A 17535-nucleotide genomic window follows, 5' to 3' on the forward strand; every position below is an offset into this window, starting at 1 on the left:
ATCATTTGTCAGTCTTATTTTATTATGTTCCTTGTATTTCAGTTTTCATAACGGAACAATCTTTACATAAGTAATAATATATATTCATTTCCCCAAACTGAAAATCAACTACTGAAATAAGTTCCCGTTCTTCAAGGTCTTGTGTAATTGTAGCAACATATTTCATCTCTTTAGAACAAGCTGGACATCCTAAATCTTCTGGAACTTCATCGTATAAAGGCGCTCCTAACAATCTACATATATATTCCGAACCGAATAAGTCAAAAGCTTCCCAGTAACGATCTTCATCAGTAGGTATATCTTCATTTTTCATATTTGTTAGCTTTACATTAGTTTTTGGTAGATCGACCGGTAGTTTATCCTCATTTTCCATTATCCAATCTTCCGTATTGTCCTGCTTTATTATTTATACCGTTTTACCACCATTACTTAACTGAAAATATTGCGGCTCCCACACCATCGAACAATTCAAGCAAGAAACGAATGGTAAAACATTCATTTCATCATTTTTAAGTTCAACAAGCCTATCATCTTTCAAATCTAAACTAAAGATTTGATGCATTTTCTCATTGCATAGCTTACATAGTGGTAAGTCACAATCTTGACCACCAAAATAATGATTATATGAATCTTTCCCTTCCATTACTCTATACCCTTTTATTTCATTATAATGTGTGCCATATAATTCTGTTGTCATATTTAATCCTCTTCTCGCTTATAAAGGTGATCCTCGATACTAATCTTTTAATAACTTTCGGTACATAAAACATTTTTTATTGTTGCTAATCATCATTTTTCTTATTCTTATCACCGTTATCTTTTTGGTATGAATACGATAATAAAATAATAACAATTTACAAGAAGACTGAGTTCTGTATCCATTCTGACGCTATAGGGATTTGGAACGTTTTAAACTCTAGTATAAGACTAAATAAAATAATTACTATTTTATGAATATTTTTCTCCTATTTATCTAATTGTATTTTAATAGTGATAGAAGAACAATATGGTTGTCAGAAATACAAATAAGGATTAAATACTTCAATAGGGTTACTTTGACCGCTCACTGTACTCAGCAGCAAAATTAATTCTTTTACATATCCTTCAAATTTTTTCAATGAATCACATTAAGGCAAAAAATAAAAGCCAGTCTCAATAAAGAGAACTGACTTCTATTTGGATAACCATTATTATAAAACTTTTACTTTAACAGTTTGCCTTCCCCAATTCATAGCTTTACTTTTTGAACCCATTAAAACATCAATACGATTTCCTTTAATAGCACTACCAGTATCACCAGCAATAGCTTCTCCATAACCTTCTACCCATACTTTAGATCCTAATGGGATTACCTTCGGATCTACTGCGATAATTCTCATATTAGGATTTGCCGTTAAATCATGACCCATCGCAGTTAAAACGCGTCCACCATATGTACCATTTTCACTTGGATCAGCAGTATATGCTGTCGCTACTACCGTTAATTCACGTTTAGCAGACTGTGTGTTATTTTTAGATACTTCTTGTGTCTTTGTTGCTTCTTTTGCTTTCGCTTCTTCTATTTCTCGTGCTTGCGCTTCTTTCTTAGCCTTTGCTATTTCCTGCGCTTTTGCTTCTTCTTTTGCTTTTGCTTCTTCTTTTGCTTTTTCTATTTCTCGTGCTTTTGCTTCTTCCTTAGCTTTTGCTATTTCTTGTGCTTTTGCTTCTTCCTTAGCCTTTTCTATTTCTTGTGCTTTTGCTTCTTCCTTAGCTTTTGCTATTTCTTGTGCTTTTGCTTCTTCTTTTACTTTTTCTTCTTCCTTGGTCTTTACTATTTCTTCTGCTTTCATTTCTTCCTTAACTTTTACTCTCTCTGTTACTTTTTCTTCTTCCTTGGTCTTTGCTATTTCTTCTGCTTTCGTTTCTTCCTTAACTTTTACTCTCTCTGTTACTTTCGCTTCTTCTTTAGGCTTTACTATTTCTTCTGCTTTCGTTTCTTCCTTAACTTTTACTCTCTCTGTTACTTTCGCTTCTTCTTTAGGCTTTACTATTTCTTCTGCTTTCGTTTCTTTCTGCTCTTTTGTTGTTTCTTTCGCTTTTGCTATTTCTTGTACTTTTGCTTCTTTCTGCGTTTTTACTTCTTCCTTTGCTTTAACTGCTTTTTGTACTTTCGCTACTCGCTTCGTTTTCTCTTCAGCTTTCTTTTCAATTGGTGCTGTACTTGATAGGAAAGAAACATTTGCATAAGCTGTTTTTCCTTTATACTCAAATTGCAGCCATCCATCTTTTACTTGATGTGTTGATTCAATTACATCATCTTGTTTCAGTCTGCCAAGAATTTCTGATTCTGTGTTTGCTTCAGTACGTACATTTAATAGGTTTGCTGTTACATGATAAATATCTTTTGTATACTCCGAACTTACAAACAATTCTTTACCATTTAAATCAATTTTTGACCATCCTTCTTCAGTATGTATGACCTTTAACTTTTGTCCTTCTTTTACTTTTTCGACAACTTTTGATTCCGTAGTTGGCTTTTCACGTACGTTGAGTACATCCGCTGTTACGATAGTTTCTGCGATAGCAGATGTGGTAAAAGCCCCCAATCCAAGAACTGTTGCTGTTGCTGCGCCAATTATTTTTTTCATAATAGCCTCCATTACATTTTTTTGAATTCTATGAAATCCTTCCATAAAATCAGGGAATTCCACAGAGTATCAAAACATTTGTAACAGTATATTAATACCACTTAATATACTGTTTTTAAAACTTTCCACTCCAATATTATCAAATTTTCATTTCTAATTCTATACATTATAAATCTACTTATCTTCTATAAACTCTTCATGACCTTCTACTTCACACTAGATAGTTGTCGCAATTCCTGCCAAAAATAAACTTACAATTGCTAAAAATGGCGTTCCAGCTATTGCACCTCTTAAGTGAAACTTATAGTCTTTATATCCTTTCATTCCCTCAGTACTAGGAATAACAACAAATCTTGGAGTAATCCAGCAAAATATAAGCCAATCGATTATTAATAAATCTACTAAATTGAAAATCATTACAATCCCAAAAGTATGTAAATAGGCTTCAATATACAATAATTTTCCATGGTGATGTAGTATATATGTAGAAACTAAAGGCGTTCCGAAGAGAATAATATTGTAAATAATTCCGAAATAAAACGTTTGTTTTTTTTCATTTATCGATTTTGGCAAAACTACTTTTTGAATATCTTTCGGATAATCATTTAACCAAAGGCGAGGATTATAATATGTAGACCCTAATATCATAATAGACAGTATAAAAGACATGAAAATACCGACAATCACCATTTGTTCAAATTGCCCCACAAATGTCCCTCCTTATTTGAAATTTTGACGTACGTAATTCACTTAATTAGACATTGTATGCATGTTATGACTTGAAAATTATCTAATATCATTAATAAAAATTTTTCATTACAATTCGCTTTTTCCTAACTTCCATTCTTATTTCTTGCAATATGCATGCAAATTTAATAAAGTGAACATCTAATTAGTGTTGTTGAATTTCGCTAATTATTACAGAGTACATATTTTTTAATTTACATAAAGAATGGGTTGGTGAAACGAATGAAAATCGAACATATAGCAATTTGGGTAAATGATTTAGAATTAATGCGTACTTTCTATACAAAGTACTTTAACGGTAAAGCAAACTCTTTATATCATAATGAAGCGAAACACTTTGAATCTTATTTTATTACGTTCGAATCTGGAGCGCGCCTTGAAATTATGCGTAAGAAAGGCATAGAAAACGAGCCTAACCTAAATATCACTGGCTATGCACACATGGCTTTCTCTGTTGGTAGTGAAGAACGTGTAAATGAACTAACAAAAACGTTAAAAGAAGCTGGTTCTCCTTTATTAAATGGACCACGTTTCACTGGAGATGGCTATTACGAAAGTGTAATTAGTGATCCGGAAGGCAATCAAATAGAGATCACTATTTAACTATCGTTTATCTTTTCTGAAGAACTAATAAAAATTCGTTTGGAGGAACCCTATGCATAAACTGCATTTCAAAAAATTTGAAGCAACAGATTTTAGTCCATATTTCCAGCTCGTATCAAATGAAAGAGTGATGGCACAAATTACAGAGCGTGCTATTCCGCTAGAAGAGGCACAAAACGACTATGAAAAATTGTTAAGGCGCAATGAAAAGCATAAACTGTTTGGGTCTTATAAAGTTTATGACAGTGCAACAAATGAATTTATCGGCCTTGGACATGTAACAGTGAATGAAGATAATGTAAAAGAAGCTGAAATTGGGTATATGATTTTGCCAGAGCACTGGGGAAAAAGATATGGTAGTTATATCGCAAGAGAATTAATTGAAATAGCGAAGCAGACAGATGTAAGCGTACTAAAAGCAATTATCGATCCGAGCAATACCCCCTCTCGGAAGATTTTACTAAACGTTGGTTTTACATCTGAAAAAGTTTGCGAGATTGATGGATTGCCTGGGGAGATTTTGAGTACATATATTTAACTATATAAAAAGGCAATGCTACATTTGAACTAACCGTAGCATTGCCTTTATCTTTTTTTATTATAAAAGTCCCATTTTCACCTTAATACGAACTAAATCACTATTTCTTTATCTCGTCTACTACACTTTGAACTAAAGAGATAAGAGCTTTCTTTGTATCCTCATCTGTTACTTTTGCATCATCACTAAATTTAGTTCGCACAGATGGGATTAATAACGAGCCATTTTGAACGACAATTGTATCTAGCATACCTAGTGTAAGTAATAAAGATTCATGTGCTTTATCCCCTCCAGCAATTGATGGTGAAGCTGTTATAATAGCCACTGGCTTTTTATAAAGTTCCGCTGATGAAACAAGCCATTCTAAAGCATTCTTCAAAACTCCTGGAATACTTTTTGCATACTCTGGTGTACAAATAATAAGTGCATGTGCTTCACTTAATGTCTTTCGAAATTCTTCAACAACAACCGGTGCTCCAACTCGATCTACATCCGGATTAAAATGAGGTAGTTCCTCTATCCCATTATAAATAGTGTAATCTATACCTTCTGGAATAAATGCTGCTAAAGTTTTTAATATGTTTGTGTTGGATGATCCTTCCCTAATACTTCCTGAAATCGCTATGATTTTTTTGTGTATACTCATATGATCCCCTCCTACAAACATCATACTTATGCAGTCAGAGAAAAATCAAAAATATTGAACTATTTAACAAGCTGTACATTCATCAATTTTGACATCTTGCTTTTGATTCCCTAATAAAAATACTACTGTCTATAAATATCTTTACTTGTTAATTTATAAATAACTCGAAAGGCTTCTTGGTCCCTAGGCTCCATTTTATACAGCCATTCTTTTAATTCTACTTCATCCAAAATTACGTTACCCTCTCATGATCTTTCACACTATATTCGCCCGTTTCTCACAAAAGGTTCATTTTACATAAAAATTTATTTATTACAATAAAGATATACTATATATTTTACAGAAAGGATGATTCGTATAATGAACAAAGAAGACAAACTTTATGCTGAAAATGTATTAAAACATCTCTTCATAGGAGCACAAGTTGATGGATTGCAATTTGGTATTTCTCCAGCAACTATAAAGATTCATTTTACAAATTTTGAAGCTGCAGTTGACTATGATGGGCAATTATATGTCAACATCGAATCGAAATGGTTTTTATTTAATAATCCACCAGAAAAGTACCCTTCTAATGAGGAGGAATTTGACGATTATACTGAGGAGGAAGAATATAAGAGAATTTTTGAAGTAAGAAGAAAAAAAGTTACAAACATACAACTTGCTAATGAATCTCCGCATTTATTTATAACATTTGAGAACGGACAAATCATGTTTGTAAATGGTTTTCATGATCACTATGAATGCTGGCAAGCTGGGGTCCAATTTGAGGATTGGCTTGTAGTTGCTGCACCTGGAAATGAAATCGCTACTTGGACTCCCGATGAATTTACTAATAAATAAGCTGTCAGAAATCACAATATAAAAAGTATATCTTGCACAAGGGGCAACAGATTTACGTAAATCAATTGATGGACTAGCGACTGTTGTAAAAGAAGAATTTGAAATTTAAAATCACCTCGTTTTAACAGGAAAAAGTGGCATTTTTACTATTTCTAATGTTCGCTAATGCTTATTGCGTGATTTGGTTCCATTGCTACACAAACCCCAATACCTACCCTTAGCTTGATGGGCATGTATAGTGCCCCCTATTAGCATCAACGAGAAGGAATAGACCTTGTAAAAAAACATTTATAATTCCACTGATACGCAGAAAAATAAAAAGAGAATAATTCAGAAATTCCCTATGAATCATTCTCTTTTTATTTTCATATTTTAACATGCTGGATATGCCTTAGAACCCAAATAACGTTCTTTTACAAGTTGACGATGATGAAGCTCATGACCAGCAATTATGTTTGCTAATGCAAGAACCGTGACTTCAGAATTGTTCGCAATTCCCCTTTGTAACCAAGCTTCTTTATCTAAACTTTTAAGCAAATGCATAGTAGATTGGCGAACAACTATTAAGTTCTCAAGAAGATCTTGCATAGATTGCTTATCAAAAGCTGCTCTAAGAACATACATATCATCGTTATATCCAGGAAGTTCTGCTGTCTCGCCTCTTGCTATGGAAAGCAATCGATACGCCATAATACGTTCAGTATCCGCAATATGACCGATTACTTCTTTGATACTCCATTTATTAGGAGCATATCTAAAATGTCCCTCACTATCAGAAATATCCTTCAACAAAAGATTCGTTTCCTTCATTTGTTGCTCTAGAATATGTATGATATCTCCATCTGGTATTAAGTTTATGTACGTTGAATAATACGGGTTATATTCATTTGCCTCTGGTCTCTTTTGCATGCTTATCATCCTTTTTATTTTATCCTTATATACAAGTTATCATAAATTATTATCATATTAATCAAAAAATTTTAATTTTAAAACAAAATGTCCCCATCCTATAGGATTACATTAACAAAGCGGCTTATCCCCAAGCCCCCAACTAAACCACCCTCCATGCCCTTCCGTTTCCCCAACCGTTTCACAATATTCGTTTCCGTTAATATAATAATCAATATGAAGGTCACGGTCCCACATGTTGTTATATAGGTGGAATACATCACGTTTTGCACCAATTTCTTTAATTTGTTTTTCTAGCGTATGTTTTACATTTTCAGGTATTTGATTTGCGACGTGTGTATGGAAAATGCAGATTACAGCATCTTCCCTTATTTGATTCGCAATGGCTGGAAGAAGTGCTACACCGTCCCCTTCAATTAATTGTACTGATTTTTCTTTTACAAGCGTTGCTGCTTGATCGAATAGTTCAAGTCTTTCTTTATGTTCTGGCCAAATAAGCGCGCGTAACCATAAATAATCTTCTTCATCATTTAAATTATTCACATGTAAATCTAGTCCGATTCTTTCTACGACAGGTGGACTTTGTTTTAGCAGATTCGGCATATTCTCCCCTCTTATTTCAGAGGTTAAATGAACATTCGATTGTGTATTTCCATACACTTCTTCCGTTCCATATGAATAACGATATTGATCCCAAAATAGTTGTAATCCCGCACTTGTACCAATTTCTATTAACGCCAATGGTTTGTTCACTTTATTAAATATGTAACAGAAACTTGGATATAAATAGGCACATCGTCTTACTTCATTCGTTTGAACAAGTTTCGTTTGTAATAAAGAGATAATTTCTTCTCGATATACATGGCAAAAATCTTTAAATTGGTAAAAGGCATTTTCAAAATTTATATCAGCATTTTCAACTAAACTTTGATAATAGTTTTTTAAACTGTGCTCTTTTCCTTTTAACAATAAATAATGGACTGCACCTAATAATAAGTTTGGGACTGGTTGACCAGGTTGTTCGTAGGAAGCTAACGTAAGAACTTCCTCATCTTCAGAAATTTTTATTGATAAGTATTCGTATAAAACACTCGATCCTTTACATTCATTCGCAGAAAAATTCCGAAATAAGTTTGCGATTTGTTCACGTGTAAGCACTGGTATCCCTCCTGTTTAATTTTTTTGAATAATTTTACCATTTAAATGTTATTTATACTATTTTTTCACATTAAATGTTTCAAAATAGAATTTTACTAGTTCTCAAAGATAAAGAATTTAAGTATTTATAAGCTTTTTTGGGATAACATCAAACTGGAATTCTTCTCCAAATCTAGCTTTACTACTATGCAGTTTACCCTTATGGCAGAAGAATTCTAAGAAATAAAACGTTAAATAGTTTAAAATTATCAGATAACACTAGATATTTTACTCTATTAATTATTATAATAGAGTATGAGATGGTTATATAATTGAGACAAAAAAGATAGATTCCTAGGTGGGGCCTAGGCGGTGTTTTCTTTTTACGGCTTAGAAATAAAAAACACCTACTCTTTTTTGCCAATATAGGGGATGGAGAGATTATCATGAGCAACATGCAGCAAAAAACAGACGTTATCTTAATTGGCGCAGGAATTATGAGCGCAACGTTAGGATCATTACTGAAAGAATTGGCACCTGAATGGGAAATTAAAGTATTTGAAAAACTCGCAAATGCCGGAGAAGAAAGTTCTAACGAATGGAATAATGCCGGTACAGGACATTCTGCGCTATGTGAGCTTAACTATACATCCGAAAAATCCGACGGATCTATAGATATTGGTAAAGCTGTAAAAGTTAATGAACAATTTCAACTTTCAAGACAATTCTGGGCGTATCTTGTAAAAAGAAATTTAATTCGTAATCCACAAGATTTTATTATGCCACTACCTCATATGAGTTTGGTACAAGGGGAAAAAAATGTAGAGTTTCTAAAAAAACGTTTTGAAGCGCTTTCAAGAAACGCTCTATTCCAAGGAATGGAATTTTCTGATGCACCTGACACATTAAAAAAATGGCTTCCACTCATTATGGAAGGTCGTAATTCTAATGAACCTATGGCTGCAACAAAAATTGATTCTGGAACAGATGTTAACTTCGGTGCGCTAACACGTATGTTATTTGATTACTTAAAAACTAAAAATGTGGAGCTTAACTACAAACATAGTGTCGAAAATATTAAACGTGCGAAGAACGGTTTGTGGGAAGTAAAAGTACATGATATGAATAGTGGTAAAATCGAACACCATACTGCAAAATTCGTCTTTATCGGCGGCGGTGGCGGTAGCCTACCTCTACTTCAAAAGACTGGTATTCCTGAGTCAAAACATATTGGAGGATTCCCAGTAAGTGGACTATTTATGGTATGTAAAAACCAAAAAATTGTAGAGCAGCATCATGCAAAAGTATACGGAAAAGCTAAAGTTGGTGCTCCGCCAATGTCTGTACCTCACCTTGATACAAGATATATAGACAACAAAAAAGCTTTACTGTTTGGACCATTTGCAGGTTTCTCACCTAAATTCTTAAAAACTGGCTCAAACCTTGATTTAATTGGTTCTGTAAAACCGAATAACGTCTTAACGATGTTAGCAGCCGGTGTAAAAGAAATGGGATTAACAAAATACTTAATCCAACAAGTTATGTTATCACACGAAAAGCGTATGGAAGAATTACGTGAGTTTATTCCGAACGCTAAAAGTGAAGATTGGGATACTGTCGTTGCTGGACAACGTGTGCAGGTAATTAAAGATACTGATGCAGGTGGGAAAGGAACACTTCAATTTGGTACAGAAGTTGTTAGTGCAAATGACGGATCAATCGCTGCGTTACTTGGCGCTTCTCCAGGTGCTTCTACTGCTGTTCACGTTATGCTTGAAGTATTAGAAAAATGCTTCCCAGAACGTATACTAGAATGGGAGCCAAAGATAAAAGAAATGGTCCCTTCTTACGGCGTGTCACTTACGGAAAATCCAAGACTGTTCCAAGAGCTTCACGCTTCAACAGGACGCACACTTGGGTTAAATGAAAAAGAAGCTGTTCACAATTAATGAATAGATTAAAAAAACGACATAATAAAAACGTCCGATATATTCGGACGTTTTTATTTTCTACTAGAAAGTATACTTATCAATATTATCCTTCGTAAATACAACTCGTTCAGGTAATACGATAATACCATTTCCTTCTGCCTCATAATCATACCCTTGAATAGAGTTCGGCTCTACTTTCACTTTTCCGATTCCTTTTACTTCAAAGCTATCCCCGACTTTTAACTTCTTCCCTTTTACAACAATTTCATTTGCAACATACGTTGCGAGGGCACCTTGTTGTTTTACATCCCATAATCCAAATTGTTGTACTGTTCCTCGTTTTACATAATCACGCATAACGTTCGGTGTCGAAAATCCCGTTACGACTACTTTCTTATCCATTTTCAAATTCTCAGCTGCTTGCGCCATTGCTGGTAGTGCTGTTGCATCTGGACATATTACTGCGTTAATATCTGGATACGTTTTTAAAATACTCTCCCCTACCGATAAAGATTTTTGAGCATTATTTTCACCGTATTGCGTCGTTACAATTTCCCAATTCGGATATTTCTCTTTAATAATCTCTTTCGCCTTCGTTACCCATTGATTTTGATCTGTTACAGTCGGGCTTGAATAAAAGAATGCGACCTTCCCTTTATCTCCAATTTGCTTAGATGTCATTTCTATTAATAACTTTGCTAGTTGGTCTGGTGTACCTTGGCTAATATAAAACGAACGGTCTTTCGGATTCACATCAGAATCCCACGTTAATACGGTCATCCCCTTTTTCTTTGCACGTTGTAATGATTGCGAGAGACCATCAACTGACGTAGATGAAACCATAATTGCATCGTAGTTTTGATTAATAAAATTGTTTATATATTTTACTTGCCCTGATACGCTCGCTTCAGAAGGTCCATCATATTTCACTTGTACACCTAACTTATCTCCCATCTCTTTTGCACCTTCACCGCCTGATGTAAAGAAGCCAACTCCCGTTAATTTCGGAATGAATGCAAATTTCACATCATCTGCTTTTTTCTTATCCGCTGTTTGGCTAGAACAAGCAATTAAACCGATTAAACAAATACACATAATAATAACAATCCCCAGTTTTCTCTTCATGACATTTCCCCCTTATGCAAATTCCTTCTTTTCCCCGTAGTGAATCGTTGTAATTTGAAATGTCTCATAATAACAGAAACAATAAGGATAATACCTATTACTACATTAGATTGTTCATTCGTTAAGCCCGTCATTTGTAAACCGTACTGCATGAGTCCTATAAAAATACTCGCTAGTACTGTCCCAATAATACTCCCTTTTCCGCCTGTAATAAGTGTGCCGCCTAATACAACTGCCGTAATTACTGGCAAAATCGTTTCACTTCCAATATCTGCACGAGCTGAACCGAAATACGCTGTTAAGAAAGCTCCTCCTAATCCACCTCCTAACCCAGAAAGTACGTAAGCAATAATCACTACTTTCTTCGTTCGAATGCCGGAATATCTCGCCGTACTTTCATTTGCGCCAGTTAATTTTGCGTAGCGACCATATGTTGTACGGTGAAACAATATCGTAAATACTATCGTTAAAATGACAAGGAGCCATAATAGATTAGGTATACCGATAAAACTACCATTTGCCATTTGCACATACGAATCTGGTAAACCACTTATTCCTTCATAGCCCGCTGCACCCGAACCACCTGAAATAACAAGGGCGATTCCTGCATATAAAAACATCGTTCCAAGTGTAACGACAAGAGGTTCTACATCTGTCATTTTTATAATAAGTCCATTTAATCCGCCCGCTATGCAACTTATTACGAGCGCAATGATAACGGCCAACAGTATAGGCATGCCATTCATCCAAAGTGCTCCGATAAGAATCGAAGTAAGCCCCATAATAGATCCTACTGATACATCAATTCCGCCAGTTACAATGACAAATGTCATCGGAATAGCCGCGATTGAAATAATGAGGAAATCGTTCATACTAAAAAGGAGGTTACTAATGTTTAAGAAATCACTATTTATGAAACTAAAGAGAATGAGTTCTACGAGAAGCAATATGAGAAGAACCCCTTCCCATCTATACAAGCTACGTATTCCCCTCATAGATTCACCCTTCTTTCTTCTAGTTGCCGGAGTTTCTTCCATTTTTTTAAGACACTATCTATTATGATGATGAGTAAAAGTAAAAATCCTGAAATAGCACTATTCCAAAATGCAGGTATTTTTAAAAAGACGAGTGAACTGCTTATCACTTCTAAAAAAAATGCACCTAATGCCGCTCCAAATATAGAACCTGTTCCTCCTTTTAAATGTATACCACCTAAAACAGCAGCGGCGATCACTTGCAATTCTATCCCTGTACCTGTTTGATTTGGAACGAATCCAATATTCATTACGAATATACATCCAGCGAGCCCAGCGCTTATGCCTGATATGATAAACGCGTATATTTTCACTTTATCTACATGTATTCCAATAAGCCTTGCACCATCTTCATTATCACCGACCGCATAAAAATATCTTCCAATTTGTACTTTCATTAAAAAGAAATATAGTAGTAGTAATATGATAAGAACGGTCCATACCGTTACCGGAATGCCTAAAATCATAATAGAAGAAATTTGTTTATACTCATTCGGAATATCTTCAATCCACTTTCCGCCCGTGAATAGTAACATTGCACCTCTAATAATACCGAGCATTCCTAATGTCATAATGATAGCTGGCACTCGAAATTTCGTAACGCCAATTCCATTTACCATACCAATAAGAGCACCAAGTATAATTGCCGCAAATATTGAAATAAAGGCACTGTATCCATCTGTTAACAACATCCCGCAAACCGCAGCGCTTAATCCCATAATAGATCCTACTGATACATCTATATTTTTCGTAAACAATACGAAAGATTGACCAATTGCCAAAATAACTAAAATAACGCTTGATTTCATAATTAAAGATAAAGAGCTAAACTGAACAAAACTAGGGTTCATTACTCCAACGAAGGCTATGTAAAGAAATAATAAAATAATAATAGACGTCTCATGCATTTTAAATAAACGGTTCACTCCGTTACACCTCCCTTTCCTCCGTACGCAAGGCGTGTAACTTCATCAATACAAATTTCCTTCTTCTCCAAATGAGAGACGAATCCTCCGTTTCTCATCACATAAACACGATTCGCTAATTGAGCGATTTCTTCCATATCTGAAGAAATTAATATGAGCGCAAGTCCCTTTCTCTTCAAACTTTGTATCGTTTCGTATACTTCTAATCTTGCTTTCGCATCAATACCACGGGTCGGTTCATCAAGAATAATCACTTTCGGATTACATGCAAGATATTTCGCTAGCACGACCTTCTGTTGGTTCCCACCTGATAAAGACGTCAGCTCTTCATTCATATGAGGGACAACAATTCTAAACTGTTTTATATACAATTCGGATAAAGCGCTTTCTTTTTTGTTATTTAAAAAGAAGCTACTCATACTGTTTAAAGATGCAGATGTTATATTTTCCTTAACAGACGCAATTGAAAATATGCCATTCCCTGCCCGGTCCTCCGGTACATACACCATACCTTCCTTTATTCGCTTATGTACCGAATACTTCGTAATGGATTTCCCATCTAATAAAACAGAACCTGATTTCAAAGGCTTTAATCCACATAACGATTCAGCTAGTTCAGTCCTACCTGATCCAACGATCCCAGCAATCCCAACAACTTCTCCAGCGTGTACAGTAAATGATACATTTTGAAACGCATAGCTTGACGCATTCGTGACATCTAATAGTTTTTCCGAATGCTCTGTTTCCTCTTGTATGTTCTCTTTTTTCTCCTCAAATTTATATCCTTTCGGTAATAACCCCTCCATTAGCATGTCATATGTATACCTTGATACATCACCTTGACTTACAATCATTCCGTCACGTAAAATCGCTACTTTATTTGCAATTTCAAAGATTTCTGGAAAACGATGCGTAATATATATCATTCCAATTCCTTTTTCTCTTAAACTTTTTATCAATACAAAAAGACTCTTAATTTCGTGAGTTGTTAATGTCGATGTTGGCTCATCTAAAATAAGAATCTCAGCTTCCCTTATTAATCCTCTCAATATTTCTACTAATTGTTGCTGGGCAATGGATAACGATAACCCTAGATCATGAAGTTGAATGTTCCACCCTAATTCTTCTAGCAACTTATTAATTTTATTTCGCAGTTCTTTCTTGTTCGCTTTCATTCCGATACAAATGTTCTCTTCAATTGTCATATGAGGAAAGATGAGCGGCTCTTGTGGTATTAAGTAAATACCATGTTGATGCGCCTCTGCTGTGTTTGAAAACTGTTGTATTTCCCCCTTCACATAAATTTTGCCAGCATCGTATGAATACAAGCCCGTTAGTATTTTCATTAACGTTGATTTCCCGGCACCATTTCCTCCAACTAAAGCGTATATATCTCCACGCTCTAATTGTAAATTGACTTCTTTTAATACGAGTTGATCTGCAAATGATTTACTCATCTTTGTAACTTGTAATAAGGGCACGCTCTCCACATGTTGTCACCTGCCTTTATGCAGAACATTTTTTGAGAAAATGATTTTTTGTTCTACTTGTTTTGTAGCATTGTATATTTCTTTTTTCATATCTAGAACACTTTTTTCACTGGGCTATTTATCCCGCATTAACGGGCAATAAGACTCCCACCTCAAAATTCGGCTGGAGCAAAGAAGTTAGGTGGGAGATCAACTGCCCGTAAACGCCCGATTGGTGAGGGCTAATAATCAGTGGGGATGAATAACCTCCCCCACTGATTAAAGTTTCACTTTATCGCCTCAACTGGAATAAACAAAATAACGAGCACATATGTTTAAGCAGTGGTCAATTGTTGAAAGGGATGAAGAGCATGTCACAGCTGAGCTTTGAAGACAATTTGTTAACAAAAGTAGCTTGGTACTATTATAAAGATCAATTAACCCAGCAAGAAATTGCTTCACTTCTTCACATTTCAAGAAATAAAGTCGTTCGGTTGTTAGATAAAGCACGGACGGAAGGTGTCGTCACATTTCACGTAAAAGGTACTGGTTTGCACTGTTTAAGCATCGAACGTGACCTTATGAAAAAATTCCATCTAAAAGATGCTTTCGTTATTCCAACGCCAGCAGAAGATTATGCATTTTCACTCGGAAAAGCTGCCGCACAATATTTAGAAACTCATCTGCAACAAGGAGATTTACTTGGGATTGGCTGGGGAGAGACGATAAGTAAAATGCTAGAAAACATTCATTTTGATAGCTCTATGAATCTTTCAATCGTTACTCTTACAGGAGGCGTAAATCACTATGTTCCAAGAAACCAAAGCTATTTAAACTACATGCAAGGTGATCTTCATATTATTCCTACCCCTTTTCTAACATCTACAAACGAAATGACGCAAATTATTCTATCTGAACCGAGCGTGAAAGATATGCTTCACGTCGCTTCACTCGCTCATACAGCAGTAGTTGGCATTGGCAGCTTATCTCAAGACGCCACAATTGTGAAAGAAGAAAAATTAACACTACGTGAAATGACTTATATACGTAGTCAACACGGGGCTGGAGATATTTTAGGGCAATTTTATAATACTGACGGAAAACAATTAGAACTTCCCCATCATAACCGTCTTATCGGCACACCACTCTCTGTTCTTCAAAATATGAAACATGTCGTTGGTGTAGCTGGCGGTACGGAAAAGATAGCTGCAATTTACGGCGCCTTAAAAGGAAAGTTCATTCATACATTAATTACCGATGAAGAAACTGCCCTCTCCTTATTAAGAAAGGAAGGTGACTCTTAATGTCTACTCTATTAGCTTACGACGCTGGTACAGGGAGCATTCGAGCAGTTCTTTTTGATTTAAGCGGTAATCAACTTGCTGTTAGTCAAAAAGAATGGATTCATAAATCAGATAGTCGTTACCCTGGTTCTATGAATTTTGATGTAACTGAAAACTGGCAGCTCGTTCAACAATGTACGAAAGAGGTTCTTCAAAAAAGTAATACGTCCTCCTCTTCTATTAAAGGTATTAGTGCAACGAGTATGCGTGAAGGCTTTGTTTTATACGATAAAAACGGGCAGGAAATATGGGCTTGTGCAAATGTTGATGGCCGCGCGTCAGCGGAAGTTAGTGAACTAAAACAAATTCGTTCCGAAATTGAAAAGGATTTATATAAAAAATCTGGTCAAACTTTTTCATTAGGTGCTTTACCTCGCTTACTTTGGATTAAAAAACATGAACCAGACGTGTACAGGAGCATTCATTCTTTCACGATGTTAAACGATTGGATTTTATATAAATTGTGCGGCGTACTACAAATTGATCCTTCAAACGGATGTACGTCCGGTATATTCGATTTACAAAATAGAGCTTGGGATAACTGGGTTGCTGAGCAATGCGGTCTTACTCTAGCCTTTTCTCCAAAAGTAAATGAAGCTGGTACAGTTATCGGGAATATCACAAAACGAAGTGCTGAGTTAACAGGATTACATGAAGGAACACCGGTCGTTGCTGGCGGCGGAGATGCACAAATGGCATCGCTTGGAACTGGAGTTGTAAAGCCTGAACAAACATTTATATGCGGAGGCAGTTTTTGGCAACAAGAAGTAAATATAACAAAACCAGAAACTGATCCAAATGCGGCGATTCGTGTTAATTGCCACGTCATTCCTAACCTATGGCAATACGAAACAATTGCTTTCTTCCCTGGCCTTGTTATGAGGTGGTTTCGAGATGCCTTTTGCCATGAAGAAAAACGGCTCGCTGAAAAACTCGGTGTAGATGTTTATGAATTACTAGAAGAACAAGCGAAAGAAGTTCCTGTAGGCTCAAATGGCATAATCCCCACTTTTTCAAATGTAATGAATTATATTTCTTGGCGACATGCTGCACCATCCTTTTTAAATTTGAGCTTAGATGCTGATAAATGTGGGAAGAAAGAAATGTTCCGGGCAATAGAAGAAAATGCCGCCTTCGTTACATTCGGCAACTTGAAATTAATAGAGGCTCTCACAGGTAACTTTCCTTCTGAAGTGATTTTTGCTGGCGGCGCTGCTAAAGGAAAACTTTGGCCGCAAATTCTTTCAGACGTTCTTGGAATCCCAGTGAAAGTACCAGTTGTAAAAGAAGCGGCAGCTTTAGGAACTGCAATTGCTGCTGGGGTTGGTGCTGGCATATATTCATCTATGGCAGCGACTGCCGAACAGTTTGTACAGTGGGAAAAAACATTTGAGCCAGTCACTGAAAATCATGAACTATATAAGGAATTCTATGAAACATGGAAAACTGTGTATAACAGTCAGCTCGCTTTAGCCGATAAAGGGCTCACCTCACATATGTGGATTGCACCCGGTGCTCTGTAACACATTACATAAAGTGAAACTTTAATCAGTGGGGGTTTTGTTCCTCCCCCACTGATTATTAGCCTTCACCAATCGGGCGTTAACGGGCAGTTGACCTCCCCCTAACTTCTTTGCTCCAGCCAAATTTTGAAATG

15 protein-coding genes and 3 pseudogenes are annotated in these 17535 nt (G+C 35.6%); 7 read left to right on the forward strand and 11 right to left on the reverse strand.

Going from position 1 to position 17535, the window contains the following annotated elements; all coding sequences use genetic code 11:
- Positions 1-22: 22 nt before the first annotated feature.
- The 3 genes and pseudogenes from JFU23_RS02505 to JFU23_RS02515 form a co-directional block, all read right to left on the reverse strand.
- A pseudogene (locus tag JFU23_RS02505) lies at positions 23-697 on the reverse strand (hypothetical protein).
- Between the two features lie 493 nt (positions 698-1190).
- Positions 1191-2627, reverse strand: coding sequence for a cell wall-binding protein EntB (entB, locus tag JFU23_RS02510; protein WP_242483476.1), 1437 nt, complete (start codon positions 2625-2627; stop codon positions 1191-1193).
- Between the two features lie 216 nt (positions 2628-2843).
- Positions 2844-3335, reverse strand: a complete 492-nt coding sequence (locus JFU23_RS02515) for a nitroreductase (RefSeq protein WP_201031273.1) — start codon at positions 3333-3335, stop codon at positions 2844-2846.
- 261 nt (positions 3336-3596) lie between these two features.
- On the opposite strand from JFU23_RS02515, the gene JFU23_RS02520 reads away from it, so the two are divergent.
- Complete coding sequence (locus tag JFU23_RS02520; protein WP_002127880.1) at positions 3597-3977, forward strand: VOC family protein; 381 nt, start codon at positions 3597-3599, stop codon at positions 3975-3977.
- 52 nt (positions 3978-4029) lie between these two features.
- On the forward strand, positions 4030-4515 hold the full coding sequence (locus tag JFU23_RS02525) for a GNAT family N-acetyltransferase (protein WP_002127881.1): 486 nt from the start codon (positions 4030-4032) through the stop codon (positions 4513-4515).
- 100 nt (positions 4516-4615) lie between these two features.
- On the opposite strand, the gene JFU23_RS02530 is transcribed toward JFU23_RS02525, so the two are convergent.
- Positions 4616-5161 (reverse strand): NADPH-dependent FMN reductase, encoded by a 546-nt coding sequence (locus JFU23_RS02530; RefSeq protein WP_002189990.1) that lies wholly within the window; start codon positions 5159-5161, stop codon positions 4616-4618.
- Between the two features lie 90 nt (positions 5162-5251).
- Positions 5252-5391 (reverse strand): annotated as a pseudogene (locus JFU23_RS02535) (sigma-70 family RNA polymerase sigma factor); the annotation flags it as partial.
- A 130-nt stretch (positions 5392-5521) separates the two neighbouring features.
- Here JFU23_RS02535 and JFU23_RS02540 point away from each other — a divergent pair.
- Entirely contained in the window at positions 5522-6004 is a 483-nt protein-coding gene (locus JFU23_RS02540; protein WP_201031274.1) for a hypothetical protein, read from the forward strand.
- A gap of 34 nt (positions 6005-6038) precedes the next feature.
- Positions 6039-6113: pseudogene (locus tag JFU23_RS31160) on the forward strand (hypothetical protein); the annotation flags it as partial.
- A gap of 263 nt (positions 6114-6376) precedes the next feature.
- On the opposite strand, the gene JFU23_RS02550 reads toward JFU23_RS31160, so the two are convergent.
- Complete coding sequence (locus JFU23_RS02550) at positions 6377-6913, reverse strand: DinB family protein (protein ID WP_016101170.1); 537 nt, start codon at positions 6911-6913, stop codon at positions 6377-6379.
- A gap of 111 nt (positions 6914-7024) precedes the next feature.
- Positions 7025-8071, reverse strand: coding sequence for a DUF2332 domain-containing protein (locus JFU23_RS02555; RefSeq protein ID WP_201031275.1), 1047 nt, complete (start codon positions 8069-8071; stop codon positions 7025-7027).
- A gap of 422 nt (positions 8072-8493) precedes the next feature.
- Here JFU23_RS02555 and JFU23_RS02560 point away from each other — a divergent pair, with 422 nt between their 5' ends.
- Entirely contained in the window at positions 8494-9999 is a 1506-nt protein-coding gene (locus JFU23_RS02560; RefSeq protein WP_307838476.1) for a malate:quinone oxidoreductase, read from the forward strand.
- 63 nt (positions 10000-10062) lie between these two features.
- Here JFU23_RS02560 and lsrB read toward each other — a convergent pair whose 3' ends face one another.
- Genes lsrB through JFU23_RS02580 form a run of 4 tightly spaced genes read right to left on the reverse strand, consistent with a single transcriptional unit; the run spans position 10063 to position 14556 of the window.
- Positions 10063-11106 carry an autoinducer 2 ABC transporter substrate-binding protein LsrB gene (gene lsrB / locus JFU23_RS02565; RefSeq protein ID WP_002142271.1) on the reverse strand — a complete coding sequence of 348 codons (1044 nt, stop codon included), beginning with the start codon at positions 11104-11106 and terminating at the stop codon, positions 10063-10065.
- Positions 11103-12101: an ABC transporter permease gene (locus JFU23_RS02570; protein WP_002189993.1), complete on the reverse strand. Its 999-nt coding sequence runs from the start codon at positions 12099-12101 to the stop codon at positions 11103-11105. The genes lsrB and JFU23_RS02570 overlap by 4 nt, the downstream gene beginning before the upstream one ends.
- Positions 12098-13066: an ABC transporter permease subunit gene (locus JFU23_RS02575; protein ID WP_201031277.1), complete on the reverse strand. Its 969-nt coding sequence runs from the start codon at positions 13064-13066 to the stop codon at positions 12098-12100. The genes JFU23_RS02570 and JFU23_RS02575 overlap by 4 nt, the downstream gene beginning before the upstream one ends.
- Complete coding sequence (locus tag JFU23_RS02580; protein ID WP_201031278.1) at positions 13063-14556, reverse strand: sugar ABC transporter ATP-binding protein; 1494 nt, start codon at positions 14554-14556, stop codon at positions 13063-13065. The genes JFU23_RS02575 and JFU23_RS02580 overlap by 4 nt, the downstream gene beginning before the upstream one ends.
- A gap of 350 nt (positions 14557-14906) precedes the next feature.
- Between JFU23_RS02580 and JFU23_RS02585 the strand changes: the two genes are divergently transcribed.
- Together JFU23_RS02585 and lsrK are read left to right on the forward strand one after the other, a co-directional pair.
- On the forward strand, positions 14907-15839 hold the full coding sequence (locus JFU23_RS02585; RefSeq protein ID WP_201031279.1) for a sugar-binding transcriptional regulator: 933 nt from the start codon (positions 14907-14909) through the stop codon (positions 15837-15839).
- Positions 15839-17401 carry an autoinducer-2 kinase gene (gene lsrK, locus JFU23_RS02590; protein WP_201031280.1) on the forward strand — a complete coding sequence of 521 codons (1563 nt, stop codon included), beginning with the start codon at positions 15839-15841 and terminating at the stop codon, positions 17399-17401. The genes JFU23_RS02585 and lsrK overlap by 1 nt, the downstream gene beginning before the upstream one ends.
- The last annotated feature ends 134 nt before the right edge of the window (positions 17402-17535 follow it).

It is taken from the genome of Bacillus sp. TH50 (genome assembly GCF_016650565.1).
Lineage (GTDB): Bacteria > Bacillota > Bacilli > Bacillales > Bacillaceae_G > Bacillus_A > Bacillus_A mycoides.

Bases quoted from the DNA above. Each gene is read 5' to 3' on its own strand.
- JFU23_RS02550 (WP_016101170.1), bottom strand. From the start codon at position 6,913: ATGCAAAAGAGACCAGAGGCAAATGAATATAACCCGTATTATTCAACG.
- JFU23_RS02530 (WP_002189990.1), bottom strand. From the start codon at position 5,161: ATGAGTATACACAAAAAAATCATAGCGATTTCAGGAAGTATTAGGGAA.
- lsrK (WP_201031280.1), top strand. From the start codon at position 15,839: ATGTCTACTCTATTAGCTTACGACGCTGGTACAGGGAGCATTCGAGCA.
- JFU23_RS02525 (WP_002127881.1), top strand. From the start codon at position 4,030: ATGCATAAACTGCATTTCAAAAAATTTGAAGCAACAGATTTTAGTCCA.
- JFU23_RS02540 (WP_201031274.1), top strand. From the start codon at position 5,522: ATGAACAAAGAAGACAAACTTTATGCTGAAAATGTATTAAAACATCTC.
- entB (WP_242483476.1), bottom strand. From the start codon at position 2,627: ATGAAAAAAATAATTGGCGCAGCAACAGCAACAGTTCTTGGATTGGGG.
- JFU23_RS02520 (WP_002127880.1), top strand. From the start codon at position 3,597: ATGAAAATCGAACATATAGCAATTTGGGTAAATGATTTAGAATTAATG.
- JFU23_RS02585 (WP_201031279.1), top strand. From the start codon at position 14,907: ATGTCACAGCTGAGCTTTGAAGACAATTTGTTAACAAAAGTAGCTTGG.
- JFU23_RS02570 (WP_002189993.1), bottom strand. From the start codon at position 12,101: ATGAGGGGAATACGTAGCTTGTATAGATGGGAAGGGGTTCTTCTCATA.
- lsrB (WP_002142271.1), bottom strand. From the start codon at position 11,106: ATGAAGAGAAAACTGGGGATTGTTATTATTATGTGTATTTGTTTAATC.